Source organism: Arthrobacter sp. NPDC097144 (assembly GCF_044762205.1).
GTDB lineage: Bacteria > Actinomycetota > Actinomycetes > Actinomycetales > Micrococcaceae > Arthrobacter_B.
The window spans coordinates 219,137-244,967 of sequence record NZ_JBIWDW010000001.1 but is presented as its reverse complement, the minus strand read 5'-3'; the positions used below and the strand labels follow the sequence as shown (position 1 = coordinate 244,967).

Below are 25,831 nucleotides of genomic sequence, written 5' to 3'. Positions count from 1 at the left end.
CCCGGGCCGTTAAACACATCTGCACGCAGCCGGACCGGCTGCGTGCAGATGTTGTTTAAGGGGTGCTGCTACTTGCCTGCAGCCCGGCCCTCGGCCAGGATCTTGGCCGTGTCGGAGCGGCCCGTGACAAACGGCACAAAGTAAGCAAGCGTGCACAGACCCAGGCAGATAGCCATCGGCCAGACGTTGTCCAGGCTCAGCCAGGTCAGCGAGTACAGACCGACGAGGAAGATCGCCAGGTAGATGATAAAGCTGACCAGGTTGCTGCCAAGGTGCCCTTCACCCGAGTGCGTGGGCTGCTTGGCCCGTGTTCCTGCCATGGTTTTCTCCGTTTCGCAAAGTGTTCAGTAGCCGCGGATCAGTAGTCCGACGCGGCGTTCCCACCGTTAACAATAGCGATACCTGAGCTTGCTCCGATACGCGTGGCTCCGGCGTCGATCATAGCCTGCGCATCTTCGCGCGAGCGGACACCTCCGGAAGCCTTGACTCCCAGGTCCGGTCCGACCGTCCGGCGCATGAGGGCGACGTCCTTGGCAGTGGCTCCGCCGCCGTTGAATCCGGTGGAGGTCTTCACGAAATCGGCGCCCGCTTCCACGGCTGCTTCACAGGCAAGGACCTTCTGCTCGTCCGTGAGCAGGGAGGTCTCGATGATGACCTTGAGGATTCCTCCGCCGGTGTGGACCTCATCGGCGACGGCGGCGATGTCCCGGACCAGTGTTTCGCGGTCACCGCGGCGGGCTGCGGCGATGTCGATAACCATATCGATCTCATCCGCGCCGTCCTGCAGTGCACCGCGGGCTTCGAAGACCTTCACCTCGGTGGTGGTGGCGCCCAGGGGGAAACCGATGACCGAGCAGGTCAGCACGCCGCTGCCCTTGAGCGCATTGCGCACGGTGCCAACCCACAGGGGGTTGACGCAGACGGACTTGAATCCGTATTCGGCTGCTTCGGCGCAGACTTTCAGGATGTCTTCACGGCTCGCTTCGGGCTTGAGGAGCGTGTGGTCGATATATGAGGCAATGGCATTAGGCATGCCCTCTATCTTGCCACAGGGGTGCATTGCCGTTTTCGGTGCCGGATATACGTATGGCCGGGAATCGTCGGTCGACGACGCCCGGCCATACGATTGCTGCTAATCGAAACTGACAGGAAAAATTGTCTGCGGCTTGACTACGGACGGTCCTGCGCTGAGACCGGCGGCAGACGCGGGTGCTGCCGCACCCACAACGGCAATGGTCGCTGCGAGTAGAAGAGCGGATCCGAGCTTTTTCATCTGATTCCTCCAAGTAGTAGATAACAACTCAGTAAGCATTACCGATTTTCTCAAATAAAACGAGACCTAACCGGTAACATTTACGTTCATTTTTCGCTGCTTCGCCCCAATCGAATCAAGATCTGAGAGAAATGACGCGTGCCGCTAGCCCGGCTGCAACTTGGAGTAGTCTAAGGCGGAACACATCGATGGATGAGTGCAAAGTAAGGTGCCGTGGAATTGAACAACTCTGTCGACCAAATGCTGAATGAGTATCGAGCGCGTTTGCACTGGGACCGCCGGGATTACAAGGCTGCCTTGGATCACGCGACGATTGCCGCTGATGAAGCGCTGGGGAAGGAAGACGTCACCGGCTATTGGCGGATGACCTTCCTCCTGGCCGAGTGCCAATTGGAGCTGGGTATGGTGCAGGAATTCGCTGCCAGTGCAAAGGACTTGGCAGAGAATCCCGCTGTGCAGGGCGACCGCGTATTGGTCAAGCGGGCAAAGGTCCTGCACTCAAGAGCATTGGAAGCCTTGGGCCACACCGGTGAATCGCTTGTCGTGGCCATGGAGGCTGCCGCCATCGACGTATCCGGACTGGTTGACAAAGTTGAGGAAGTTGAAATGCTCCATGGCTTGGTTGCCGCCTTGGCGGAAAGCAGCCGTGAGCAGGAAGCCTGGACCTACGCACTGAAGATGGCAGAGTTGGCCGGTGACGTCGACAATCAGCGAGTTGCCGGAAAGGCGTACTGGGCAGTTGGAAACGTTGCCTTTCTGAACGAAGATCCCGAAAACGGTATCTATTATCATGCGCTGGCAGCGGAGAACTTGGCTCCCGGCAATGACGTAAATACGTGGGCGTTCTTTAATAAGGGTTCAGCGCACGCACGCCTTATCGCTGGCGTTGTGGATGAGGAAACCCTCGCGTGTATTGAACGCGCTGAACTTGCCAACTCGGTGACCGGCGGAAGCCCGATCCTCGAACTGGAGATTGCCACTGCGCGTGCCCACTGGCTTGTTCTCAGCGGTGCAGCATCTGAGGCAGCTGAGATAACGCTGGAAATCCTGGCTCACCAAGAACTTCTGCCGGAGCACACCTTGGCAGAGGTGGAATATGTTTCATCCCTTGCTTTGCATGAGCTTGGGCGGAATGATGAAGCGTTGATTGCTGCAGCCCATGCTGAAAAGGTGTTTATCGGGCACGGCTCGCAGCGCAGGGCGCTTGAGGCCCGCAATCTTATAAAGAGCATTACCGGCGCTTCAGCAACAGCCTAAGCAGTAGTCCGGGGGAAGCAAAAGCAGGGATTTGGTCTAAGCGCGGAACGGGATGCTGCGGAGTCAGTGTGCAGAAAGCCGTGACGCTTCTGGGGGGAAGTTTGGCACAGCAAAGATCTACGGAAAGAGAAGGATGCAACAGCTTTCCGGACACCGCAACCTTTACCGGCACCACAGGATTTAGCGTCAGGGCCGCACCCGAAGGACATCTTGTCCTCGTGCTGCCGCCCGGGGAAGTAGTGACCGGAGCCATGGCAAAAGCCGCCGCCTCAGCAATTGCCCGGCTTGCCGGTGCACGGAAAGTTCCGCTGCTGCTGGTGCTAAGCGGAGTGGAGGCTGTCACGCGGAGCGCCCGCACCATCTTCAGTGCCGCGGAGACCCTGACGGCCGTCGCCGTCCTCGGCGTCACGCCCGTGGACCGGGTCATTGCGAACTTCCGGCTCGGCGGAATGAGTGAGCCCTGCCCCACCCGCTACTTCTCCACCGAGCGGGAGGCCCTGGCTTGGTTGAAGAGGAAGACGAAACTTGCCTGAGGCTGGAGATGACCGGCTGAGCCAGGTTGTTGAAGGCATCATCCGCATGGCCTCCGGGGACCTCAATACCTACATCCCGGTTTCTCCGGCGCGGGACCAGGTGGACGCCGTGATCACCGGCATCAACCTGCTGGCCGGGGAACTCAACGAGGTGTATGCGGACTTTGAAGAGCGGGTGGAGGTACGGACCCGTGAGCTGCAGGAAGCCCATCTGACCATGCAGCAGATGGCCATGGCGGATCCGCTCACCGGAGTCGGCAACCGCTCTTCGCTCCACCAGAAACTGGAAGCAGCAGTCCGCGGGCGAAAGGACGGGGAGCCCGGCCCGGCGCTCCTCATGATCGACCTGGACAACTTCAAAGACATCAATGACAGCTTCGGCCACCACGCCGGGGACCTGGTGCTGATCGAAATCGCCGGGCGGCTCGTGGAGGCAGCGGGCACCGGGACCTTCGTTGCCCGCTTGGGCGGAGATGAGTTTGCCGTGCTGCTGCCGGTGTCCACGGTGCAGCAGGCCCGGAAAGCGGCAGCAACAATCACGGAGGCCCTGAAGCAGCACATCCTGGTGGAAGACGTGGACGTGTGGCCGCGGGCGAGCATCGGCATTCATCTGGCCGCTCCCCTCGAGGATGCCGGCGGGATTCTGCTGCGCGCTGACACCGCAATGTATGCGGCCAAGGAAGACGTGCACCGGCGGATTAAGGTCTTTGAACCGGTGATGCTCTACAGCAGGCAGCTGCGCCGGGATATGGCGCAGGAGCTTCGCCGGGCCCTGCCCCATGGTGAATTCTTCCTGGAATACCAGCCCGTGGTGGACCTCTCGACCGGCCGGATGCAGGGTGTTGAAGCCCTGGTGCGGTGGAACCACCCCACGCGGGGGCAGGTCATGCCGGATGCCTTTATCCCCTTGGCCGAGGAAACGGGGCTGATTGTCAGCATTGGCCGGTGGGTGCTCCGGGCCGCCCTGGAACAGCTGGCCCGCTGGCGCCCGCTCGTACCTGCGGGGGAAGACTTTCTCCTGCGGGTGAACCTGGCAGCGGCGGAACTGCAGAGCATGGACCTGGTGGACTTTGTCCGCGGGAGCCTGCGGGAAACCGGTTCGCAGGCCGGTGAGCTCATCCTGGAAATCACTGAAAGTGCCTTCATCTCCGGAGGCGATGTGGAGACCTACTCGCTGCGGTCCCTGCAGGCGCTGGGAGTGAGCCTGGCAATTGACGATTTTGGCACGGGGTATTCCTCGATCAGCTACCTGCGGCGGCTTCCCGTGGACACGGTGAAGGTGGACCGGACACTGATTGCGGACATCGACGGCGACGACGGCCAGCTGCGGTTTGTCGACGCCGTGCACAACCTGATCCGCGCTGCCGGAATGGAAGCAGTCTTCGAGGGCATCGAGACCGCCAAGCAGGCCCGCCGGCTGCAGGAAATGGGCTGCTGCAGCGGGCAGGGCTACTACTTCAGCAGACCCGTCCGGGCAGATCAGGTGACCGCCCTGCTGCGCGAGGGCCGCGCCCTGCCCGATGCCGCCGTCGTACTCCCGAAAGCCGCCGGCGCCCTTTCCTAAAGGAACAGCCGGCGGCCCGCGAATTTACAACCCCAGGGCGGTCTTCACATCGGCGAGGACTGCATCCAGCCGGGCCCGTCCCTGCCCGCGCGCGGCCGGAAGGTCCGCGGCGGCATCCACCGGCACAATCACCTCGAGGTAACACTTGAGCTTGGGCTCGGTGCCGGAGGGCCGGATGATGACGCGGGTGTTGTCCGCCGTCAGGTACAACATGCCGTCGGTGGGCGGCAGGTCAGCGGAGCCCACCGCGAGGTCGACGGCGGAATCCACCGGCGAGCCGCCCAGCGAGGCAGGTCCCTGCTCACGCAGCCGGTTCATCATGGTCCCGATCAGGTCCAGGTTCTCCACCCGGACTGAGAGCTGGTCCGTCAGGTGCAGGCCGTGCCGCACTGCCAGGTCATCCAGCTCGTCAAAGAGGGTGCGCCCGTCGGCCTTCAGCGCTGCGGCCAGCTCGGCCAGCAGCAGGCCGGCGGAAATACCGTCCTTGTCCCGGACCAGGCCGGGAGCCACGCAGTAACCCAGCGCCTCCTCATACCCGTAGGTCAGCTGCGGCACCCGGGAGATCCACTTGAACCCGGTGAGGGTTTCCACGTGCGCAAACCCGGCATCCCCGGCAATGCGGGCCAATAGGCGGGAGGACACAATGGAGTTCGCGAAGACGGCGCCGGAACGCGCCTTTTCGCCGCGGACCTTCCACTGGCCGGACTTGATGCGGCGGGTCAGGTGAGCGCCCAGCAGGGCACCCACCTCGTCTCCGCGCAGCATCCGCCACTGCCCGTCGGCCGGATTCTTAGCGGCAATTGCCACGCGGTCGGCGTCGGGATCATTGGCAATGACCAGGTCCGCGTTGTATTCGACGGCGGTTGCCAGCGCCATGTCCAGGGCGCCGGGCTCCTCGGGGTTCGGGAACGCCACCGTGGGGAAGTCCGGGTCCGGCTCCGCCTGGGCAGCCACGGGGATGACGCTGTAGAAACCGCCGCCCTTCAGGGCCGCCTTCATGGTGGCGCCGCCCACGCCGTGCAGCGAGGTCAGGACAATCTTCAGGTCCCGCTCCGGATAGTGCTCCTGGGCCACCAGCCGGTCCACCACGCTGGTGTAGTCCGCGACGATGGATTCGGAGACATCAGTCCAGCCCTCGGGTGCCGTCTCGATGCTGTCCAGGGGCACGTCGTAGTTAATGCGTGCGGCAATCTCGGCGTCGTAGGGTGCAACAATCTGCGCCCCCTTGCCGGGTCCCTTTACCGTCCGCCCGCCCAGGTAAACCTTGTAGCCGTTGTCCGCTGCCGGGTTGTGGCTGGCGGTGACCATGACACCGGCGTCGGTATCCAGGGCGCGGACCGCGTAGGCGAGCACCGGCGTCGGAAGCGTGCAGGGGAGCAGGAAGGTCTCGATCCCGGCGGCACTGAACACGGCAGCGGTCTCCAGGGCGAAGGCATGCGAGTTGTGCCGTGCGTCGTAGCCGATCACGGCGCTGGGCGTGTACCTGTCACCGGAAGCGTCCTGCAGGAAGGAGGCAATTCCGGCGGCGGTGCGGCGCACCACCACGCGGTTCATCCGGCGCGGTCCGGCACCGAGGGCGGCACGCAGTCCGGCGGTGCCGAACTCCAGTGTTCCGGCGAAGCGGTCTGCCAGCTCCTCGGCGGCGGCTGCCGCTGCGGGGGCATCGGTGCTCAGGGCGGCGAGCAGGGCCCGCAGCTCCGCGGCCGTGGCCTGATCGGGATCTTCATCCGCCCAGCTCTTGGCGGCGGTCACGAGCTCGGCGAGCTCAGTGGGATTTAGCGTCATGGGGAATACCTACGGATCGGGGTAGTTCGGGATGTGCGGGAGAGGCAGCTGGGTTAGAGCTTGCCGATGATGTCGGCCAGCAGCCGGGAGATGCGGGGGCCGGCGGCGGCTCCGGATTCCAGGACTTCGGCGTGGCTGAGCGGCTCGTCGCTGATGCCGGCGGCCAGGTTGGTGACCAGGGAAATGCCGAAAACCTCCATGCCGGCGTGCCGGGCGGCAATGGCTTCGAGGGCGGTGGACATGCCCACCAGGTCGGCGCCGATGGTCTTGGCGTACCGGACTTCGGCCGGGGTTTCGTAATGCGGTCCGGTGAACTGTGCGTAGACGCCCTCATCCAGGGTGGGGTCTACGGTGCGGGCCAGGTCCCGCAGGCGGGAGGAGTACAGGTCCGTCAGGTCCACGAAGGTGGCACCTTCCAGCGGAGACGCGGCCGTGAGGTTGATGTGGTCACTGATCAGCACCGGCGTGCCGGGCTTCCAGCTGGGGTTCAAGCCGCCGCAGCCGTTGGTCAGGACCATGGTCTTGGCGCCGGCAGCGGCTGCGGTGCGCACTCCGTGGACGACGGCGCGGACGCCCTTGCCCTCGTAGTAGTGGGTGCGTGCACCCAGGACCAGGGCGCGTTTGCCCGAGGGAGTCAGGACGGAGCGGATGGTGCCCACGTGGCCCTGCACGGCAGGGGCGGAGAATCCGGGGATGTCAGTTGCGCTGAGGGTGGCGGTGGTCTCGCCGATCAGGTCGGCGGCCTCACCCCAGCCGCTGCCGAGGACCAGGGCAATGTCGTGGCTGGGCACGCCGGTTTCTTCGGCAATGTACTTGGCGGCCTGCTGGGCTAGTTCAAAAGGATCATTGTTCACCCGTCCAACTTACCGTGATATCCGCCACCCTCAGCAGTTGCAGGGAACTGTCGGCGTTTGAGCGGGCGCCGGGGATGGGACAGAATGGACAACTGTGACGACCCAACTTGATTTCACTGCTCGAAAAATCGCAATCCTCGGCGGCGGCCCCGGCGGATATGAGGCTGCCATGGTAGCCGCATCCCTCGGCGCGGACGTCACCATTGTGGAACGCAACGGTTTGGGCGGTTCCGCCGTGCTGACCGACGTCGTTCCGTCCAAGACACTGATTGCGACCGCGGACGTGATGACCCGCTTCGCCTCCGCTTCCAGCCTGGGCGTGGACTTCGGCACCAGCGGCCAGCCCGCGGTGGCCGACCTAAAGATGGTCAACAAGCGCCTGCTGGCGCTGGCCAAGGAACAGTCCAATGACATCCGCACCACGCTGGAACGTGTGGGCGTGAAGGTCATCATCGGAGACGGCCGGCTGCTGGACAACCGCACCATCGAAGTCACCACGGACAGCGGCACCGAGACCGTGGAGGCCGAAGCCCTGCTGATCTCCGTGGGTGCCAACCCGCGCGAGCTGGATTCCTCCATGCCCGACGGCGAACGCATCTTCACCTGGAAGCAGATCTACAACCTCACGGAAGTCCCCGAGCACCTCATCGTCATCGGCTCGGGTGTCACCGGGGCCGAATTCGCGTCCGCGTACAACGGCCTGGGCACCAAGGTCACCCTGATCTCCAGCCGCGACCGCGTGCTGCCCGGCGAAGACGCCGATGCCGCCGTCGTGCTGGAAGACGTCTTCCAGCACCGGGGGATGACCGTGCTGAACCGCTCCCGCGCGGACAGCGTGAAGAACACCGGCAACGGCGTGGTGGTGCAGCTCGAGGACGGTCGCACCGTCGAGGGCAGCCACTGCCTCGTTGCTGTGGGCGCCATTCCCAACACTGCGGGGATCGGCCTGGAGGAAGCCGGCGTGGCGCTCGACGAGCGCGGCCAGATCAAGGTCGACGGCGTCTCGCGCACCACGGCCTCCAATGTCTACGCCGCCGGCGACTGCACCGGAGTGTTCAACCTGGCGTCCGTGGCCGCCATGCAGGGCCGGATCGCCATTGCGCACCTGATGGGCGACGGCGTGAAGCCGCTGAAGCTCAAGAACGTCGCCTCGAACATTTTCACCTCGCCCGAGATTGCCTCCGTGGGTGTTTCCGAGCAGGACATTGCGGACGGACGCTACCAGGGCGACGTCATCAAGCTGTCCCTGCACACGAATGCCCGGGCCAAGATGATGGAGGTCAAGGAGGGCTTCGTGAAGATCATTGCGCGCAAGGGTTCCGGCACCGTGATCGGCGGCGTGGTGGTGGGTCCGCGTGCATCCGAGCTGATCTTCCCGATCTCCATTGCCGTCACGCAGAAGCTGCACGTGGATGACCTGGCGAACACCTTCACTGTGTACCCGTCGCTGACTGGGTCCATTTCCGAGGCTGCCCGGCGCCTGCACGTGCATATGTAGCTTTTCCCGGCCGGCTGAAGTTGTTGAGCCCGCATCCGCGGTGGATTTGTTTCGCTGCGGATGCGGGCTTTTTTGTGCCTCGGGTGTTCGTGGTGCCGTTGTCCGTGCCGGGTCCGGGTGCTGTTGCGGTTGCTGTTGCCGGGAAGGCTTCTGTGGGTGCGTCACGGAGTCCTGCCTGGTGATCTGCGCCGGTTCGGCGGAAGGGGGCTCTCGGGGTGATCCAGGTTCGGGGGAGCGGGGTTCCGGGAGCGGGATGTGGGGAGCGGGCGTGGGGAGCGGGCGTGGGGCCGGATGTGGGTAAGGGGAGTCCTCCGTGCAGGTAACGGGGCCATGAAAATACCTTCGTGCACATAATGGGCCTATTTCGCGGTATACCGCCTGTTTAGGCCCGGTATCTGCACGGAGGATTTGGGGAGGCCCTGTTTGGGCCCGGTATCTGCACGGAGGGTTTGGGGAGGCCCTGTTTGGGCCCGGTATCTGCACGAAGGATTGGTGGAGACCCTGTTTAAGCCCGGTATCTGCACGAAGGATTTGGGCAGGCCCCGTTTGAGCCCGGTATCTGCACGGAGGATTGGTGGAGGCCCCGTTTGAGCCCGGTATCTGCACGGAGGATTTGGGCAGGCCCCGTTTGAGCCCGGAATCTGACCGAAGGGTCGAGTCGGCAGCGATAGCCCCAAGAGGTGCCGGCCGCCGTCGTCAGGCGCTGAAGACTCCTGAAAAGAAACATAGTCCATATTGTGGACACAATGTCCGAATGGTGGGATGGAGCTTCTAGCATTGTCGATAACCTCACTCCCACCTGAGAAAGACTCCTCATGTCTACTACGAATCCCTCTGCGGTGCCGGCACCGGCGCCGGCCAAGGCTAATACCAAGGGCCGGGTGATTGTTGCCAGCCTCGTTGGAACGTCCATTGAGTTTTACGACTTCTATGTCTATGCCACGGCGGCCGTCCTTGTGTTCCCGAGGTTGTTCTTCCCCAATGCGGAAGGCGTCACGGCTCTGCTGAGCTCGTTCGCCGTTTTCGGCGTGGCTTTTGTTGCCCGTCCGCTGGGATCCATCATTTTTGGACACTTCGGGGACAAGGTGGGGCGCAAGGGGACCTTGGTGGCATCGCTGCTGACCATGGGAATTGCCACCTTCCTGATCGGCTGCCTGCCTACTGCCACGGACGGCTGGACCATCCTGGCTCCGGCCATGCTGGTGGTCCTGCGCTTTGCCCAGGGCCTGGCCCTTGGCGGGGAATGGTCCGGCGCCGCCCTGCTGGCCACGGAGAACGCCCCGGCAAACAAGCGCGCGGTGTGGGGAACCTTCCCGCAGCTTGGCGCGCCCATCGGCTTCATCCTCGCGAACGGACTGTTCCTGCTGCTGAGCTACCAGCTGGACGCCGACCAGTTCGACGCCTGGGGCTGGCGCATCCCGTTCCTGGCCAGCGCCGTCATGGTGATCATTGGCCTGTACGTGCGCCTCAAGCTGGTGGAGACCCCGGCCTTCCAGAAGGTGGTCGATTCCGGTGAAGTGAGCAAGCTGCCGCTGAGCCGGGCGTTCAAGTACAGCTGGCGCCAGATGATCGCCGGCACGTTCATCATGCTGGCCACGTACGTGCTGTTCTACCTGATGACCACGTTCACCCTCTCCTACGGCACCGCCGCCAAGAGCGAGGACGCAGCACGGGCCGCCGCAGAGAAGGCGGGAAAGACTTTTGACCCGGACACCTTCGCCGCCGGCCTGGGCTACGCGCGCAACGACTTCCTGCTCATGCTGATTGTGGGCGTGGTGTTCTTCGGAATCTTCACGCTGGTCTCCGGCCCGCTGGCCGAAAAGTTCGGCCGCCGCAAGACGCTGCTGCTGGTGACCACCGGAATCTTCATCTTCGGGTTCACGTTCTCGCCGCTGTTCGACGGCGGAACTGCAGGTGTCATGGCGCTGCTGATCATCGGCTTCACGTTGATGGGCCTGACCTTCGGGCCGATGGGCGCCATGCTGCCGGAACTGTTCCCCACGAACGTTCGGTACACCGGCTCGGCCATTGCCTACAACGTTTCCTCGATCCTGGGTGCGGCCGTGGCTCCGTTCATCGCCGTGGCCCTGTGGCAGGCAGCGGACGGCAGCCCGTGGCTGGTGGGCGTCTATCTGTCCTCTATGGCAGTGCTCACGCTGATCGCCCTGTTTGTCACCAAGGACACCAAGAACGTGGATTACGCGAACCACTCCAGCTAAGTCCTGGACCAACGAAAACGGCTCGGCTCCCGATTAGGGGGCCGAGCCGTTTTGTTGTTGCCGGAAGTCCTGCCGGCAGGAAGTCCTAGTCCAGGATCGAGGCGATTACTGCACCGGCGGAGACCGTGGCGCCGGGAAGCGCGGTCAGCCCGGACACGGTGCCGGCCTTGTGTGCAGTCAGCGGCTGCTCCATTTTCATGGCTTCCAGCACGACGACGAGATCGCCCTCAGCGACTACCGAACCATCCTGCACGGCCACCTTGACGATGGTTCCCTGCATGGGGGACGTCAGGTCCGCGCCCGTTGCAGCCGGGTTGGCACCGCCGCGGCTGCGTGAGGACTTGCGGGCCTTGCCGTTGGCGCCGGCACCGCGGCCTGCTGCGCCGTTCGAGCCGTTGCCGCCCAGCCCGGCAGGGAGCACGACGTCGAGCCGCTTGCCGCCGACCTCGACGGTGACGCGCTGGCGGCCGCCGTCGTCGTTCCGTGAACTCTGCTCGCCGGACCAGGCCGGAATCTCGTTGACGAAGTCCGTCTCGATCCAGCGGGTGTGGACCTTGAACGGGCCTTCTTCCGGGGCGAAATCGGGGTGCGACACCACTGCGGCGTGGAAGGGCAGCACGGTGGGCATGCCGGTGATTTCCATTTCGGCCAGGGCACGGCGGGCGCGCTGGAGAGCCTGTTCGCGGGTGGCGCCGCTGATGATCAGCTTGGCCAGCAGGGAGTCGAAGTTTCCGCCGACGGTTTCACCGGCTTCGATGCCGGAGTCCACGCGGACGCCCGGACCGGTGGGCAGCTTGAAGGTGTCCACGGTGCCGGGGGCGGGCATGAAGCTGCGGCCCGGATCCTCGCCGTTCAGGCGGAATTCGAAGGCGTGGCCGCGGACCTCGGGGTCGCCGTAGCCGAGCTCCTCGCCGCGGGCAACGCGGAACTGCTCGCGGACCAGGTCAAGGCCGGTGACTTCCTCGGACACCGGGTGCTCCACCTGCAGGCGCGTGTTGACCTCGAGGAAGGAAATGGTGCCGTCGGTGCCCACGAGGAACTCGCAGGTGCCCGCACCCTGGTAACCGGCTTCGCGCAGGATTGCCTTGGACGCGGCGTAGAGGCGCTGGTTCTGCTCTTCGGTCAGGAACGGGGCCGGAGCCTCCTCCACCAGTTTCTGGTTGCGGCGCTGCAGCGAGCAGTCGCGGGTGGAGACGACGACGACGTTGCCGTGCGCATCGGCGAGGCACTGGGTTTCCACGTGCCGCGGGGCGTCCAGGAACCGCTCGATGAAGCACTCGCCGCGGCCGAACGCAGCCGTGGCCTCGCGGACGGCCGACTCGAACATCTCGGGGATTTCAGCGCGGGTGCGGGCCACCTTGATACCGCGCCCGCCGCCGCCGAAAGCTGCCTTGATGGCCAGCGGCAGGCCATGGGTGTCCGCGAAGTCCAGGACTTCCTGTGCGTTCTTCACCGGATCTGCGGTGCCCGGAACCAGCGGTGCGCCAACCTTGGCCGCGATGTGGCGGGCCTGCACCTTGTCGCCGAGCTGGGAAATGGAGTACGGGGAGGGGCCGATCCAGGTCAGGCCGGCGTCGATGACGCGCTGGGCAAACTCGGCGTTCTCGGACAGGAAGCCGTAGCCGGGGTGGACGGCGTCCGCGCCCGACTTGCGGGCGGCGTCGATAATCTTCCCCATGTCCAGGTAAGACTCCGCTGCGGTGCTCCCGCCCAGGGAATACGCCTCATCAGCGAGGCGGACGTGCAGGGCGTCCCGGTCCGGATCGGCGTAGACGGCAACGGAGGCGAGGCCTTCATCGCGCGCTGCACGGATGACGCGGACGGCGATTTCACCGCGGTTGGCGATCAGGACCTTGGTGATGCTTCGGGTGTTCGGGGTACTGGTCTGCGGGCGGTCCTGGTCCTGCAGGGTGTCCTGCGTGGATCCCTCGGGGCTGCCGGCGGGTGCGGGGTTGAACTGGCTCATTGAATGCACTGGCTCCTTTTGATCTTCTCGGAGCCTAGCGCGATTTTGTGGTTTCCGGCCATAATGCGTGCTGTTTCTGCGTGGGACGCGGCGTTTAGTTGTGGGGAACCTACAACTGGGCCGGCTCTCCGGGTGTCCCTGCACAGGTAGATGCCGGGACCTGGTTGTACTCAGCGAAGCCTGCAGAAGGCCCGAAAGCCGGCCGGAAATGATTTATGGAATGTATGAGACAGCCGAACGCTCTCCCTCGTCGGCTGGGAGAACGGCCCTTTACCGTCGGCGAAGCCAAAGCGCTGGGAGTCGGGGTTGGACGTCTCCGTGCCGCTGACCTTCGTACTCCTAGTCGTTCCATTCGGATTCCCCGCGATGCGGCGGGGAATCTGGCCAATAGCTGCCGACCGTACGTGGATCTGCTCCCGGATGCCGTCATCAGTCATTCCACTGCGGCAAGGCTCCATGGCCTGGTGTTGCCGCGCCGTTTGGCGGAAGAACCCGTGCTTCACCTGAGCCGCGCATCCGGAAAAGGCAAGCCGAGGAGAAGAAATGTTGAAGGTCACCGGCTGGACCTGAGCTCCGAAGACCTGAGCACTGTTGCGGGCCTTGCCGTGACAGGTATCGCGCGAACCTGGCTGGATCTCGCGGGGCTGCTGTCTGCGGAAGAACTCATTGTCATGGGCGACCAGATAGTGAGCGCTCACCACCGGAGTTTCGGTCCTGCACGACACGCACTCGTTCCCTTGGATGACCTGCGGGCCTTTATCGGGGGCAAGAAGCGCGTGGCCCATCTCCGAAAGTGCCAATCCGCGCTGGAGCACCTTCGTGTCGGCGTGGACTCCCCGCCCGAGACCCTGCTACGGCTCATGTTGTCGAATGATCCGGAGATGCCCGAGTTTGTACCCAACGTCGCCATTTGCGACGAGCACGGAAAAGCGCAGATCTGGTCGGACCTCGGCTGCCATGAGTTCCGCACCTGCCTGGAGTACGACGGCGCCCACCACCTCACTCCGGAGCAGCAGGCCCGGGACCATTATCGGGACTTGAAAACGGCTGAGCTCGGTTGGGTGCAAGTCAAAATCAGCAAGACAGATTTGGCCCTGGGGCAGCGCGCCGTCAGAGCAAAGGTGCGCCGGGGTCTGTCCATGGCCGGTTGGCGCCCGTTCTAAGCAGGTCCTTCGCTCAGGGGGAGCCGTTCGTTGTACAGATAACGGGCTTCTGAACCCGAAATGGGGCCGTTATCTGTACAACAGACGGGCACGCACCCGGAATGGGGCCGTTATCTGTACAACGGACGGGAGCGAAGGGGTTTACCGGTCCCAGAGGTCCGTGATCTTCACGCCGGCGCTCGCCAGAAGCTCGCGCAGCATCGAGACGGAAAGACCGACGACGGCGTGCGGGTCGCCCACAACCTTCTCGATGAACGCTCCGCCCAGGGAGTCGATCGTGAAGGACCCTGCCACCTGCAGGGGCTCTCCGGTGGCGACATAGGCGTCGATTTCCTCGTCGGTGAGCTTGGCGAAGTGCACCGAGGCGGAACTGACGCCGCCCAGCGTGGCGCCCGATCCGCCGTCGTCATCCGTGTCCCGGCAGTCCACGAGCCAGTGCCCCGTGTGCAGCACGCCCACGTTTCCGCTCATCCGGCGGATACGCTCGCGGGCCACCTCGGGCTCCCAGGGCTTGCCGTGGGCTTCGCCCTCGAATTCGAAGACCGAGTCGCAGCCCACCACGAGGGATCCCTCGGCCTCAGGCAGCGCAGCAACGGCTTCGGCCTTGGCACGGGCCAGCAGCAGGGCGGTGTCATGCGGGTCCGGAGTGCCGTAGCGCGCGGTGACGGCGTCTTCGTCGACGTCGGAGACCATGACGCTGTGGGCGATGCCGGCGTTGGTCAGCAGCTTGGTGCGGGCGGGGGAAGCGGAAGCGAGGATGAGGTTCAGATCAGTCACCCCTCAAGCCTAGCCCGAGGGTGCGCGCAGCCCGGCCGGTGCGAACGAGCGGTGAGGAGCCGGTCCGGTGCAGGCAGCCGGAACACCCGCCCGGAACGCAAGAAGGCCGCTCCGGTAAGCCGGAGCGGCCTTCGCAGCGACAACAATCAGTGAATCAGCGTCAGTAAATCAACGCGCCTGAGCGTCCGCCAAAGATGGCGGAGATGGCCTGGCAGATCGAGGCGCAGTCGTCCATTTTGGCGGTGGCGCCCAGGGGAACGGCGAAGGACGCGTAGGCCCGGGGTAAGCCGAGGTTACGCTCGGTGACGCGCCGGGTCAGCGGCAGGGTGCACACGGAGGAGCGGGAAACGAAGCCCAGCTGAACGGCGGGCCAGGCGCCGGAGAACCACTGGCGGATGGAGAGGCCATGGGCCTTGATGAGGACGGGGTAAAGCTAAGCCACTGTGCCCCGGGTGACCCGGTCCAGAATGGTCGCACCGGTGAGTCCGTTGCGGACGCGCAGGAATTGGCGTTCTGAGACGGTGACAACCGTGGTGTTCTTGGCGGCAGGCAGTTCCGAGGAGGTCCCCGAGAGCAGCTCCTGGTATTTTTCCTGCGCCTCGGACGCACTGAAGGGGCCAAGAGTCAGGATCTTGTGGTTGTTGGAGGCCATCTTGTAGCCGCTTTCAATGACGATGAGTTCTTCAGCCATGATGTGTCTGCTTTCTTATGAATGGTGTTTTGTGTCTTCTGGAAATAGTGATGTTGTCGGTGGTGCCTAGTCGGGCCATGCCTCGTTTGCCCACTGTTCTGAGGCGACCCTCCGGGCGAAGGCTGCCGGTTGGGTGTGCGGACCCCATTGGTCACGATAACGTTCCACCAGCCGGGCCGCAGTGTCGGGGTCCAGGTCCAGCACGGAACAGGGACCGGTGCAGGCGGCCGCACATGCGGACGGAGCAAGCAGCCGGAACAGAGGACCGAACCGGAGCCGGAACACGGAAGGCCGCCCCGGTAATCTGGAGCGGCCTTCGGAGCTGCAACAGTTCGTAGCTGCAGCGCGTCAGTGAATCAACGCGTCAGCAGATCAACGCGTCTGGGCGGTGACGGGAGCGGAGCCGGGCACCGTGGCCTCGACGGCGTCGGTCACCTCAGCGGCAACCTCCGCGGAGTCATCCGCAAACGGATCACCGGTCCGCTTGGCGTTGTACACGGCAGCGTCCAGCAGCCCGTTGCGCTTGGCGACGATTGCCGGGACCACAGTCTGTCCGGCAACGTTCACGGCGGTGCGGCCCATGTCCAGGATCGGATCGATGGACAGCAGCAGGCCCACGCCGGCCAGCGGCAGGCCCAGAGTGGACAGCGTCAGGGTCAGCATGACGACGGCGCCGGTGGTTCCGGCGGTCGCGGCCGAACCCAGCACCGAAACCAGGGCGATCAGCAGGTAGTCCGTGAAGCTGAGGTCAATGCCGAAGAACTGGGCCACGAAGATCGCGGAGACGGCCGGATAGATTGAGGCGCAGCCGTCCATCTTGGTGGTGGCGCCCAGCGGCACGGCAAAGGAGGCGTAGGAGCGCGAGACGCCGAGGTTGCGCTCGGTGACGCGCTGCGTCAGCGGCAGGGTGCCCACCGAGGAACGGGACACGAAGCCAAGCTGGATGGCAGGCCAGGCGCCGGAGAACCACTGGCGGACGGACAAGCCGTGGGACTTGATCAGCACCGGGTAGACCACAAACAGGACCAGGAACAGGCCGATGTAGATGGTCAGGGCGAACATGCCCAGGGAGCCGATGGTGTCCCAGCCGTAGGTGGCCACGGCCGTGCCGATCAGGCCGATGGTGCCCACCGGGGCCAGGCGGATGATCCACCAGAGGACCTTCTGGATCACGGCGAGGGCCGAGGCATTCAGGGCCAGGAACGGTTCGGCCGGCTTGCCGACCTTCAGGGCTGCAATGCCGACGGCGATGGCGATCACCAGGATCTGCAGCACGTTGAAGCTCACGCTGGTGCTGACATCACCGCTCTCCGCAACCTTGGAGCTGGCACCCAGACCCAGGAAGTTTCCCGGAACCAGGCCGGTCAGGAAGCCGACCCAGCTGCCCTGGCTGCCGGTGTAATCCTTGCCGGACACGTCGGCGTTGCTGCCGGGCTGCAGGATGACGCCGAGCAGGATGCCGATGACCACGCTGATCAGCGCGGTGATGGCGAACCAGAGCAGGGTCTGCCAGGCCAGGCGGGCGGCGTTGGACACGGCGCGCAGGTTCGCAATCGAGCTCACGACGGCGGTGAAGATCAGGGGGACGACGGCGGCCTTCAGCAGCGAGACGTAGCTCGTGCCGATGGTGTTCAGGGTGGTCGTCAGCCAGTTGGGCTCGCCGTCGCCGGCGGTGCCCATGTTCTTGGCCAGCAGGCCCAGCAGCAGGCCGGCCACCAGGGCGGCAATGATCTGCGGTCCGAAGGCAGTCATCCAGTGGGGCAGCCGTCGGCCGGCCGATGTCTTGGGGGAGGGGGTCTGTGTGGTCACTCTGAAACAGTAGCGGGGCTCCACTACCAGATACGATTGCCCGTTGCGAAATGTTACGTGCTTCCATGGAGCTCATCTGCGGCAGATCATGCGAAAACCCCCGGAACATGGCGGCGCATCGCCTGTCCCGGGGGTTATTCCGCAGCTGGCTGTGAGGAATGTCGCTGAATGCACCGGCACCTGCAGTCCTGCAAATGCCGCCGTCAGCTGCTGCCGGAGCGGATCCTCAAGCCGAGGCCGGTCCTAGGCCTCCAGCAGCGCCCGGCGCAGGGTGTCCAGGCCAACGGAGCCCAGCTCCAGGGCCCGGGTGTGGAAGCGCTTCTGGTCAAAGTCCTCGCCCTCGCGGGCGCGCACCTCGTCGCGGATCTGCTCCCAGAGGCGCTGGCCCAGCTTGTAGGCGGGGGCCTGTCCGGGCCAGCCAAGGTAGCGGGTGAACTCGAAGTTCAGCTGCCCCTCGGAGATGGCGATGTTCTGCTTCAGGAATTCGTAGCCCTTTTCGGCGGTCCAGGTGCCGGAGCCCCAGCGTTCGGGGATGTCCAGTTCCAGGTGCACTCCGATGTCGAAGACCACGCGGGCGGCCCGCATGCGCTGGGCGTCCAGCATGCCCATCTTGTCTCCGGGATCGCTGAGGTAGCCCAGCTCATCCATGAGCCGCTCGGCGTACAGGGCCCAGCCCTCACCGTGTCCGGAAACCCAGCAGATATTGCGGCGCCAGTTGTTCAGCAGGCCGCGGGCCGCCGTCGCCGTCGCGATTTGAAGGTGATGGCCCGGCACACCCTCGTGGTAGACCGTGGTGGTTTCCTTCCACGTGGTGAAGGTGTCTTCGCCGGCGGGAACGGACCACCACATGCGGCCCGGGCGGCTGAAGTCGTCGCTGGGGCCCGTGTAGTAGATGCCGCCTTCCTGGGTGGGGGCGATCATGCACTCGATTTCGCGCATGGGGCCGTCAATCTGGAAGTGGGTGCCGGCGAGGTCGGACACGGCACGGTCCGCCAGGCCCTGCATCCAGGCCTGCAGTTCGGCGGTGCCGTGCAGCTGCCGCTCGGGATCCTCGTCCAGCAGTCGCATGGCCTCCTCAACGGTGGCCCCGGGCTTAATCTGCTCGGCAACGGCTTCCTGCTCGGCAATGATCCGGTCCAGTTCGGCAACGCCCCAGGCATAGGTCTCTTCCAGGTCCACGGCGGAGCCCAGGAAGCGGCGGGACATCAGGGCGTAGCGCTCGCGGCCCACGGCATCCTTTTCCGGAGCCTCGGGCAGCAGTTCGTTTTCCAGGAACGCGGCCAGGTTGCGGTAGGCGGCGCGGGCGGCGTCGGCACCGGCGCGCAGCGCATCGGTGAGGCTGTCGGGCAGGGCACCGCCGTCGGCCAGCGCGGCGCCGGAGACGTAGCTGTCAAAGAAGCCGCCGTCCTCGGCGTACTTGGTGGTCTGTTCCATGACGATCAGCACCTGGCGGCGGGCCGGCAGCAGGCCGCGTTCCTTCCCGGCGCGCAGGGAAGTGATGTAGCCGGAGACGGCATCCGGAACGTTGTGCAGGCGTCCGGCAATGTGCTGCCAGTCCTCGATGGTGGCTGCGGGCATGAGGTCGAAGATGGAGCGGATTTCCTGGGCCGGTGACGCGATGTTGTTCAGGTCCGCGAGGTTCCAGCCGGAGGCATGGATCTCCAGTTCCAGGCCCAGGCGCTCATGCATGGCGTCGAGGGTGACGCGGTCAACGTCGTCGGCCGGCTGCAGGCCGTCCAGGCGTTCCAGCGTCTCGCGGATGGCTTCGGCAGCGGATTCAAGTCCGGCAGGGGAATAGTCCGCGTACTCGGTTTCGTGGCCGGGAATCCCCAGCGAAGTGGCCAGGGAGGGGTCCAGCTGCAGCAGCGTCTCAGTGAACGCATCGGCAACGGCGTCGATGGCGGTCGGCTGGCGGTTGTGCGAGCCAGTGAAGGACAGGGGATCTGATGAAGGAGTCTGTTGGGTCACAGGTGAAGCCTAACGCGTCCCTCGGACATTCCCGGATGAATGAAATCCCAACGTAACGCAAACAGATGCTCCGGGCAGCCGGCTAGCGGAAGCTGCGCCGCCAGGAACCGGGGCCCGGCTTGGGTGCGAGGCTGAGCATCCGGCGCCGGTGCCACGTGCGGCGGACGGATTCCGGCGCGGGGCGGGAGACGCCGTCGTCGGCCGTGAGACCCATGACGACGGCGGCCAGCGCCGCCAGCTCCTCGTCCGACGGATTCCCGCCGAGCACGGAGAACAGCGGCGGCTGCGGCGGTGCGGCCTGCTGCTCCCGGCCCCAGGTGTCCGGCATATCCCAGGCCGTCACAGCGGGATGTTCCCGTGCTTCTTGGCGGGCAGCGAGGCACGCTTGTCCCGCAGGGCGCGCAGGCCGCGGATGAGCTGCAGGCGGGTTTCGGACGGCGCGACGACGGCGTCAACGTAACCCAGCTCGGCGGCCTGGTACGGGTTGAGCAGCTCTTCTTCGTACTGGGTGATGTAATCCGCGCGGGCCTGCTCAACGCTCTCACCGGCGTCGGCCGCCTGCTTGAGCTGGCCGCGGTAGAGGATGTTCACCGCGCCCTGGGCGCCCATGACGCCAATCTGGGCCGTGGGCCAGGCGAGGTTCAGGTCCGCGCCCAGCTTCTTGGAACCCATGACGATGTACGCTCCGCCGTACGCCTTGCGGGTGATGACGGTGAGTTTGGGAACGGTGGCCTCGGCGTAGGCGTAGAGCAGCTTGGCGCCGCGGCGGATGATGCCGTTGAACTCCTGGTCCGTGCCCGGCAGGAAGCCAGGAACGTCCACGAAGGTGAGGATGGGAATGTTGAAGGCATCGCAGTGGCGGACAAACCGGGCGGCCTTTTCCGACGCGGCGATGTCCAGGGTGCCGGCGAACTGCAGCGGCTGGTTTGCGACGATGCCCACCGTGTGTCCCTCGACGCGGCCGTAGCCCATCATCACGTTGGGTGCGTACAGGGCCTGCATCTCCAGGAAGTGGCCGTCGTCGAGCACCTGTTCTACGACGGCGCGCATGTCATAGGGCTGGTTGGCGGAGTCCGGGATGAGCTCGTCCAGGGCGAGGTCGCCGTCGTTCAGTTCCATGTCCGGGGCAAAAGCGGCCAGCGGAGCCTCGGCGAGGTTGTTGGAGGGCAGGAAGTCCAGCAGCTCGCGCACAAACTCGATGGCGTCTTCTTCATCGGAGGCCAGGTAAGTGGAAGTTCCGGTGTTGGTGTTGTGCTGCCGGGCGCCGCCGAGGGTTTCCATATCCACGTCCTCGCCGGTGACGGTCTTGATCACGTCCGGGCCGGTGATGAACATGTGGCTGGTCTTGTCCACCATGACCACAAAGTCGGTGAGCGCAGGGGAGTAGGCGGCGCCGCCGGCGGACGGACCCATGATCAGGGAGATCTGCGGGACCACGCCGGATGCGTGGACGTTGTTGCGGAAGATGTCCGCGAACATGGCCAGCGAGGCGACACCTTCCTGGATGCGGGCGCCGCCGCCGTCCAGGATGCCGACGACGGGGCAGCCGTTGCGCAGCGCATGTTCCTGGACCTTGACGATCTTTTCGCCGTTGACCTGGCTCAGCGAGCCGCCGTACACGGTGAAGTCCTGGCTGTAGACGGCGATCGGGCGGCCGTCCACCGTTGCGTAGCCAGAAACCAGGCCGTCGCCCAGCGGCTTCTTCTTTTCCATGCCGAACGCGGTGGAGCGGTGCACGGCCAGGGCGTCGAACTCGACGAAGGATCCGGCATCAACCAGCATCTCGATGCGCTCGCGGGCGGTGTGCTTGCCCCGGGCGTGCTGCTTCTCTACGGCTGCCGGCCCGGACGGCATTTCTGCCTGTGCCTGGCGGCGGCGGTACTCCGCGATCTTGCCCGCTGTGGTCTGCAGATCAAGGTCCTGGTCGATGCTCATCTGGTCTCCGGAGTGCTGAGTGGGTGGGGCGTTCGCCGTGCAGTGGTGATGCGAATTTCTGCGTTAAGTAGGAATTGCACAACGCACACGGCGATTTATCCAGTCTAGTGAGGGCATTCGTCCGCCCCCGGTGTAGGGATCCTACAATTTCGCGCCACAGGCCTTGGCCTGAGTGGTGCGACACCTCTCCCGGTGGTGCCCGGAAGTGTTGTGGCACGCAGAGGTTTCCAGCTGGCGGGGTACTTCGCTGGACACGGCGGAACCTGGCGGCGGTGGCGGGCCCTCCCGCCCGGCGAGGCACCGTTGGGCCAGGTGGAGCTGGGATCCTTCGTGCAGCTGACGGGCCCAAAACCGGGCTGCTGCGATCCTTCGTGCAGCTGACGGGCCTAAAGCCGGGAGGTTGAGATTCTCTGTGCAGATACCGGGGCCAACACAAGCTTTTTGCTCGGTATGAGCCCAGGAGCTGCACGAAGGAATTTGGATACCACCCTTATCTGCACGAAGGACAGGTCTCCCCTGAGGTGATGGCTTCACAGGGTCTGGGGCCCTGCCGCCCATCTTGTGGGGAGCCGCTGGTTCGGCCTCGCGGCGGGGTCCAACTACACCATTCCCGCGGAACCTTAGGTGGATGTGGCGGACTCCCGCCGGTGCCGGTGAGGACTGTACGAATATTGGTTGGTTGTACAGATAACGGGTCTAAGGAACCGATTTAGGACCGTTATCTGTACAACGGGCATGGAGAGGGGCCGTTATGTGTACAAACGACGAACTCGCAGGCGCCGAAGTGCACCGGGGCCCGGCGATTCCGGCCGGAGGCGATGTTACTGACGAGTAACATATTCCCGCCGGGTGCATTACCCTGTCCGTATGACCTCGACTACACCCTTCGTGAACACGCGCTCCCTGTCCGGGCGCACCATCCTGATGTCCGGCGGCAGCCGCGGCATCGGTCTGGCCATCGCCCTGCGCGCAGCGGCCGACGGCGCCAATATCGCCATCATGGCCAAAACTGCCGAGCCGCACCCCAAGCTGCAGGGCACTGTCTACACCGCCGCCGAGCAGCTGCAGGCCGCAGGCGGCAAGGCCCTGCCGATTATTGGCGATGTGCGGAACGACGACGACGTCACCCGCGCCGTGGCCGAAACGGTGGATACCTTCGGGGGCATCGACATCGTCGTCAACAATGCCTCCGCGATCGACCTGCGCAGCACCGATGACGTGACCATGAAGAGCTACGACCTCATGGCCGACATCAACGCCCGAGGCACCTTCATGCTCTCCAAGTTCTCCCTCGACGCCCTGCGCCGCTCGGAAAACCCCCACATCCTCACACTCTCCCCGCCGCTGAACCTTGATCCCAAGTGGGCCGGTTCCTACCTCGCCTACACCATGGCGAAGTACGGAATGTCGCTGACCACGCTCGGCCTGGCTGAAGAACTCCGGAACGACGGCATCGCGGTCAACTCGCTCTGGCCGGTCACCTCGATCGACACTGCAGCCATCCGCAACCTCGGCGGTGAGAGCATGGCAGCGGCCTCGCGCAGCTCCGACATCATGGCCGACGCCGCGCATGCCGTGCTGACCCGGCCCAGCCGCGAAGCCACGGGCAACTTCTACACCGACGAGCAGGTGCTGCGCGAAGAAGGGATCTCCGACTTCCGCCCCTATTCGCTCGGCGCTCCCGAGGACCAGCTCATGCAGGACTTCTTCCTCTAAGCAGTACAGCCCGCGCAGCGTACAGCCGGCGGCGGCCCGGCCGGACCGGGGGACACCCCCGCCCGGCTGCCGCCGCCGGGAAAGCCTGCCCGGCGCGTAAGATCGGAAGCATGCATTTGCGCTACTCCAGCATGGAAAGACCAGGGCTTGACCAGGAGCGCCTTCGCGCTGCTCTCACGGCACCCCACGGGCCTCTGTCCCAACTGGACGTGGTGGCGGAAACGGGCTCCACGAACACGGACCTCGCAGAGCGGGCGCGCCTGCGGCCGGCCGAGGTCCCCGACCTCTCCGTGCTGACGGCCGAAATGCAGACCGCCGGTAAGGGCCGGCTGGGCCGGTCCTGGATTGCGCCGCCGCGCTCGTCGCTCTTTGTCAGCGTGGCGCTGCGCCCCGTGAACGCCGACGGCCGGCCGCTGCCCACCCAGTCCTACGGCTGGCTGTCGCTGCTGGCGGCCCTGGCCCTGGCCGAGTCCGTTGCCGCACGCACCGGCGTCGAAGCCCGGCTCAAATGGCCCAACGACGTCATGGTCGACGGACGGAAACTCGCCGGAGTCCTGGCCCAGCTGGTACCGGACTCGTCCGGCGCTCCGCCCGCCGTCGTCGTGGGCGCGGGCATGAACGTTTCCCTCACTGACGAGGATCTGCCGGTTCCCACGGCAACGTCGCTGCTGATGGAATACGCCTCCACCACGGACCGCAACATCCTGCTGGAGGACTATCTGCGGCAGCTGGCCCGGAGGTACGAACAATTCCGGGCGGTCGACGGCGACGCTTCCCGCCCGTGGGCGGACGGAACCTCGCTGCTGGAAAAGATCAGCGCCCGCATGAACACCCTCGGACGTGAGGTTCGGGCGGATCTTCCGGGCGGAGTCTCCCTGACGGGCCGGGCCGTTGCCCTGGACCCGCGCGGCTCACTGATCCTCGTGGACGGAGCCGGCGAGCGGCACGCCGTCGTGGCCGGCGACGTGGTGCACCTGCGCGCAGTCCAAGCGTGAGCATCCGGCTTAAACTCGCTCCCGGGGAACGGATCATCGTTGCCAGCCGGCCGCATGCCCGCCAGCTGGTCTGGCCGGTGCTGCTCGCCGTCGTGGTGTGCGCCGTCGCCGGGTTTGGCTGCGGCTACCTCAGCCGTGACGGCCTGCCCAGCGGTCTCGCCGGCTGGAGCGGATACCTGCAGGCCGCCGTCGTGGCCGGCGCGGCGGCGATGCTGGCGCGGTTCTGCGTTCCTCCGGTGCTGCGCTGGGCTTTTGCCTCCTACATTGTGACCAACCGGCGGCTGATCCACCGGCAGGGAGTGCTCCGCCGGCGTGAACGTGAACTGGGGCTGGCCTCGGTTGTCCAGCTTGAGGCGTGGCAGACCTTCGCCGACCGCATTCAGCGCTCCGGAACACTGGCCGTAGACGTGGGCTACAACCGGATGGTGCACTACGAACACGTTCCGGAGGTGCACAAATTCAAAGCCATAGTGGTGGGGGCGATTGACCAGCTCCCACTGACCGCCATGTTCGATGGTGTAGATATTGAAGGAGATGGGGAATACGACTACGAAGGGAGGGGAGATGAGTGAGGAAGGCCGCGACGCTGCCGCGGATCCCGAGCCCATGACCCTGTCCATGCCCACTATCCGCCCCAGGACTCAGCACGACGGCGGAGCCCCCGGCGCTGCGGGTAGCGGTGACTCTGCGGCTGCTGACACCGGATCGGATTCCGCCGTCATCAACCGCGAAGACATCCGGAAGCTGGAAGCGCAGCTGATCGGCGGCCCGCGGACACTCAAGCGGCGCGAAGCCGCCGCCGAAGCAGGCGTGTCGCTGCTGTCCGCACGCAAACTGTGGCGGGCAATGGGCTTCCCCAACCTCGACGACGACGCCGTGTTCTTCACCGAACAGGACCGCGAGGCCCTGACGACCGTCATTGAACTTGTTCGGGATGAGCAGCTGACCGAAGAAGCCGCTATCTCGATCATGCGCTCCATCGGCCAGATGACGGACCGCATGGTGGTCTGGCAGATCGAAGCCCTGGTGGAGGAGATGGTGGTCCAGCGCGGCATTCCCGATGCCGAGGCACGCAAGGCCTTGGTGGCGGCGCTGCCGGGCCTGATCGAACCGCTGGAAAAAACCCTTGTCTATGCCTGGAAACGCCAGATGAACTCCGCTGTGCAGCGGCTGGCCCTGCGGGCTGAAGCCGGACTGGCCAGCCACGACGGCTCGGCCTCGGATGACAATCCGCTGCCGCTGGCCCGCGCCGTCGGGTTTGCCGACCTGGTGTCCTACACCTCGTTGTCCCGGCAAATGAACGAGAAAACCCTCGCCCACATGGTCCAGCGGTTTGAGCATAAATGCGCCGAGATCATCTCCGTGGGCGGCGGTCGGCTGGTGAAGACGATCGGCGATGAAGTTCTCTTCAACGCCGAAACCCCCGAGGCCGGAGCGGAAATCTCGCTGGCCCTCGCCAAGGCTTTCACCGAGGACGACCTCCTGCCGGCTGCACGCGTCTCCCTGGTCTGGGGGCGGGTGCTTTCCCGGCTCGGCGACATCTACGGCCCCACCGTCAACCTGGCCTCCCGGCTCACCTCGCTCGCGGAGCCGGGCACGGTGCTGACCGACGCCTCCACGGCCGCGGCCCTGCGCAACAACGATAAATTCGTTTTGATCCCGCACCAGCCGCGCAACGTGCGCGGTTTCGGCGAAATTCATCCGGTGACTCTTGCCCGCGGTACCGGTCAGGGGCTGATCCTTGACTAGTACGGAGCCGGGCCCGGGTTCCGCTAGGGTGAGGACCACAAGGCGTAATATGTGTCACTGCTGTGGTCCACACAGCGGG

General features: G+C 65.1%; 21 protein-coding genes and 1 pseudogene. 10 read left to right on the top strand and 12 right to left on the bottom strand.

Annotated features, from left to right (window positions below):
* Positions 1-68: 68 nt before the first annotated feature.
* Both ACIQXM_RS01110 and deoC read right to left on the bottom strand, forming a co-directional pair.
* Positions 69-320: a hypothetical protein gene (locus ACIQXM_RS01110; protein ID WP_400926343.1), complete on the bottom strand. Its 252-nt coding sequence runs from the start codon at positions 318-320 to the stop codon at positions 69-71.
* Between the two features lie 38 nt (positions 321-358).
* Positions 359-1,033, bottom strand: a complete 675-nt coding sequence (gene deoC, locus ACIQXM_RS01105; RefSeq protein ID WP_400926341.1) for a deoxyribose-phosphate aldolase — start codon at positions 1,031-1,033, stop codon at positions 359-361.
* Between the two features lie 453 nt (positions 1,034-1,486).
* Between deoC and ACIQXM_RS01100 the strand changes: the two genes are divergently transcribed.
* The 3 genes from ACIQXM_RS01100 (at position 1,487) to ACIQXM_RS01090 (ending at position 4,627) form a co-directional block, all read left to right on the top strand.
* Positions 1,487-2,530, top strand: coding sequence for a hypothetical protein (locus ACIQXM_RS01100; RefSeq protein WP_400926338.1), 1,044 nt, complete (start codon positions 1,487-1,489; stop codon positions 2,528-2,530).
* 251 nt (positions 2,531-2,781) lie between these two features.
* On the top strand, positions 2,782-3,063 hold the full coding sequence (locus tag ACIQXM_RS01095; protein ID WP_400926335.1) for an STAS/SEC14 domain-containing protein: 282 nt from the start codon (positions 2,782-2,784) through the stop codon (positions 3,061-3,063).
* Positions 3,056-4,627, top strand: coding sequence for a putative bifunctional diguanylate cyclase/phosphodiesterase (locus ACIQXM_RS01090; RefSeq protein WP_400926332.1), 1,572 nt, complete (start codon positions 3,056-3,058; stop codon positions 4,625-4,627). Before ACIQXM_RS01095 ends, ACIQXM_RS01090 begins: the two co-directional genes overlap by 8 nt.
* A 24-nt stretch (positions 4,628-4,651) precedes the next feature.
* On the opposite strand, the gene ACIQXM_RS01085 is transcribed toward ACIQXM_RS01090, so the two are convergent.
* The gene (locus ACIQXM_RS01085; protein WP_400926329.1) at positions 4,652-6,412 is read right to left on the bottom strand and encodes a phospho-sugar mutase; all 1,761 of its coding nucleotides are present in this window, start codon (positions 6,410-6,412) and stop codon (positions 4,652-4,654) included.
* Positions 6,413-6,465: 53 nt separating this feature from the next.
* Entirely contained in the window at positions 6,466-7,266 is an 801-nt protein-coding gene (locus ACIQXM_RS01080; protein WP_400926327.1) for a purine-nucleoside phosphorylase, read from the bottom strand.
* 94 nt (positions 7,267-7,360) lie between these two features.
* Here ACIQXM_RS01080 and ACIQXM_RS01075 point away from each other — a divergent pair, with 94 nt between their 5' ends.
* Positions 7,361-8,764, top strand: coding sequence for an NAD(P)H-quinone dehydrogenase (locus ACIQXM_RS01075; protein ID WP_400926324.1), 1,404 nt, complete (start codon positions 7,361-7,363; stop codon positions 8,762-8,764).
* Positions 8,765-9,579: 815 nt separating this feature from the next.
* A complete protein-coding gene (locus ACIQXM_RS01070) occupies positions 9,580-10,983 on the top strand; it encodes an MFS transporter (protein WP_400926321.1) in 1,404 nt (467 codons plus the stop codon).
* 85 nt (positions 10,984-11,068) lie between these two features.
* Here ACIQXM_RS01070 and ACIQXM_RS01065 read toward each other — a convergent pair whose 3' ends face one another.
* A complete protein-coding gene (locus ACIQXM_RS01065) occupies positions 11,069-12,949 on the bottom strand; it encodes an acetyl/propionyl/methylcrotonyl-CoA carboxylase subunit alpha (RefSeq protein WP_400926318.1) in 1,881 nt (626 codons plus the stop codon).
* Between the two features lie 494 nt (positions 12,950-13,443).
* On the opposite strand from ACIQXM_RS01065, the gene ACIQXM_RS01060 reads away from it, so the two are divergent.
* On the top strand, positions 13,444-14,112 hold the full coding sequence (locus ACIQXM_RS01060) for an endonuclease domain-containing protein (protein ID WP_400926315.1): 669 nt from the start codon (positions 13,444-13,446) through the stop codon (positions 14,110-14,112).
* A 141-nt stretch (positions 14,113-14,253) separates the two neighbouring features.
* On the opposite strand, the gene ACIQXM_RS01055 is transcribed toward ACIQXM_RS01060, so the two are convergent.
* From ACIQXM_RS01055 to ACIQXM_RS01025, 7 genes and pseudogenes are all read right to left on the bottom strand, one after another.
* Positions 14,254-14,889 (bottom strand): Maf family protein, encoded by a 636-nt coding sequence (locus ACIQXM_RS01055; protein ID WP_400926312.1) that lies wholly within the window; start codon positions 14,887-14,889, stop codon positions 14,254-14,256.
* 190 nt (positions 14,890-15,079) lie between these two features.
* Positions 15,080-15,322: pseudogene (locus ACIQXM_RS01050) on the bottom strand (cation:dicarboxylate symporter family transporter); the annotation flags it as partial.
* On the bottom strand, positions 15,323-15,580 hold the full coding sequence (locus tag ACIQXM_RS01045; RefSeq protein ID WP_400926309.1) for a hypothetical protein: 258 nt from the start codon (positions 15,578-15,580) through the stop codon (positions 15,323-15,325).
* A 372-nt stretch (positions 15,581-15,952) separates the two neighbouring features.
* Positions 15,953-17,332, bottom strand: coding sequence for a dicarboxylate/amino acid:cation symporter (locus tag ACIQXM_RS01040; protein WP_400927694.1), 1,380 nt, complete (start codon positions 17,330-17,332; stop codon positions 15,953-15,955).
* A 300-nt stretch (positions 17,333-17,632) separates the two neighbouring features.
* Positions 17,633-19,357 carry a DUF885 domain-containing protein gene (locus ACIQXM_RS01035; RefSeq protein WP_400926306.1) on the bottom strand — a complete coding sequence of 575 codons (1,725 nt, stop codon included), beginning with the start codon at positions 19,355-19,357 and terminating at the stop codon, positions 17,633-17,635.
* A gap of 82 nt (positions 19,358-19,439) precedes the next feature.
* Positions 19,440-19,700 (bottom strand): acyl-CoA carboxylase subunit epsilon, encoded by a 261-nt coding sequence (locus tag ACIQXM_RS01030; RefSeq protein WP_400926303.1) that lies wholly within the window; start codon positions 19,698-19,700, stop codon positions 19,440-19,442.
* The gene (locus ACIQXM_RS01025) at positions 19,697-21,292 is read right to left on the bottom strand and encodes an acyl-CoA carboxylase subunit beta (protein WP_400926300.1); all 1,596 of its coding nucleotides are present in this window, start codon (positions 21,290-21,292) and stop codon (positions 19,697-19,699) included. The genes ACIQXM_RS01030 and ACIQXM_RS01025 overlap by 4 nt, the downstream gene beginning before the upstream one ends.
* Before the next feature lie 867 nt (positions 21,293-22,159).
* On the opposite strand from ACIQXM_RS01025, the gene ACIQXM_RS01020 reads away from it, so the two are divergent.
* From ACIQXM_RS01020 to ACIQXM_RS01005, 4 genes are all read left to right on the top strand, one after another.
* Positions 22,160-23,008: an SDR family oxidoreductase gene (locus ACIQXM_RS01020; RefSeq protein ID WP_400926297.1), complete on the top strand. Its 849-nt coding sequence runs from the start codon at positions 22,160-22,162 to the stop codon at positions 23,006-23,008.
* A 110-nt stretch (positions 23,009-23,118) separates the two neighbouring features.
* Positions 23,119-24,003 carry a biotin--[acetyl-CoA-carboxylase] ligase gene (locus tag ACIQXM_RS01015; RefSeq protein WP_400926294.1) on the top strand — a complete coding sequence of 295 codons (885 nt, stop codon included), beginning with the start codon at positions 23,119-23,121 and terminating at the stop codon, positions 24,001-24,003.
* Positions 24,000-24,575 carry a PH domain-containing protein gene (locus tag ACIQXM_RS01010; RefSeq protein ID WP_400926291.1) on the top strand — a complete coding sequence of 192 codons (576 nt, stop codon included), beginning with the start codon at positions 24,000-24,002 and terminating at the stop codon, positions 24,573-24,575. The genes ACIQXM_RS01015 and ACIQXM_RS01010 overlap by 4 nt, the downstream gene beginning before the upstream one ends.
* Entirely contained in the window at positions 24,568-25,752 is a 1,185-nt protein-coding gene (locus ACIQXM_RS01005) for an adenylate/guanylate cyclase domain-containing protein (protein WP_400926288.1), read from the top strand. Before ACIQXM_RS01010 ends, ACIQXM_RS01005 begins: the two co-directional genes overlap by 8 nt.
* Positions 25,753-25,831 lie beyond the last annotated feature (79 nt).

What these genes read in the sequence shown, in the direction of transcription:
- ACIQXM_RS01045 (WP_400926309.1), bottom strand. Translation starts at nt 15,580, where the DNA reads ATGGCTGAAGAACTCATCGTCATTGAAAGCGGCTACAAGATGGCCTCC.
- ACIQXM_RS01065 (WP_400926318.1), bottom strand. Translation starts at nt 12,949, where the DNA reads ATGAGCCAGTTCAACCCCGCACCCGCCGGCAGCCCCGAGGGATCCACG.
- ACIQXM_RS01095 (WP_400926335.1), top strand. Translation starts at nt 2,782, where the DNA reads ATGGCAAAAGCCGCCGCCTCAGCAATTGCCCGGCTTGCCGGTGCACGG.
- ACIQXM_RS01025 (WP_400926300.1), bottom strand. Translation starts at nt 21,292, where the DNA reads ATGAGCATCGACCAGGACCTTGATCTGCAGACCACAGCGGGCAAGATC.
- ACIQXM_RS01040 (WP_400927694.1), bottom strand. Translation starts at nt 17,332, where the DNA reads ATGACTGCCTTCGGACCGCAGATCATTGCCGCCCTGGTGGCCGGCCTG.
- ACIQXM_RS01085 (WP_400926329.1), bottom strand. Translation starts at nt 6,412, where the DNA reads ATGACGCTAAATCCCACTGAGCTCGCCGAGCTCGTGACCGCCGCCAAG.
- ACIQXM_RS01110 (WP_400926343.1), bottom strand. Translation starts at nt 320, where the DNA reads ATGGCAGGAACACGGGCCAAGCAGCCCACGCACTCGGGTGAAGGGCAC.
- ACIQXM_RS01070 (WP_400926321.1), top strand. Translation starts at nt 9,580, where the DNA reads ATGTCTACTACGAATCCCTCTGCGGTGCCGGCACCGGCGCCGGCCAAG.
- deoC (WP_400926341.1), bottom strand. Translation starts at nt 1,033, where the DNA reads ATGCCTAATGCCATTGCCTCATATATCGACCACACGCTCCTCAAGCCC.
- ACIQXM_RS01015 (WP_400926294.1), top strand. Translation starts at nt 23,119, where the DNA reads ATGCATTTGCGCTACTCCAGCATGGAAAGACCAGGGCTTGACCAGGAG.
- ACIQXM_RS01020 (WP_400926297.1), top strand. Translation starts at nt 22,160, where the DNA reads ATGACCTCGACTACACCCTTCGTGAACACGCGCTCCCTGTCCGGGCGC.
- ACIQXM_RS01005 (WP_400926288.1), top strand. Translation starts at nt 24,568, where the DNA reads ATGAGTGAGGAAGGCCGCGACGCTGCCGCGGATCCCGAGCCCATGACC.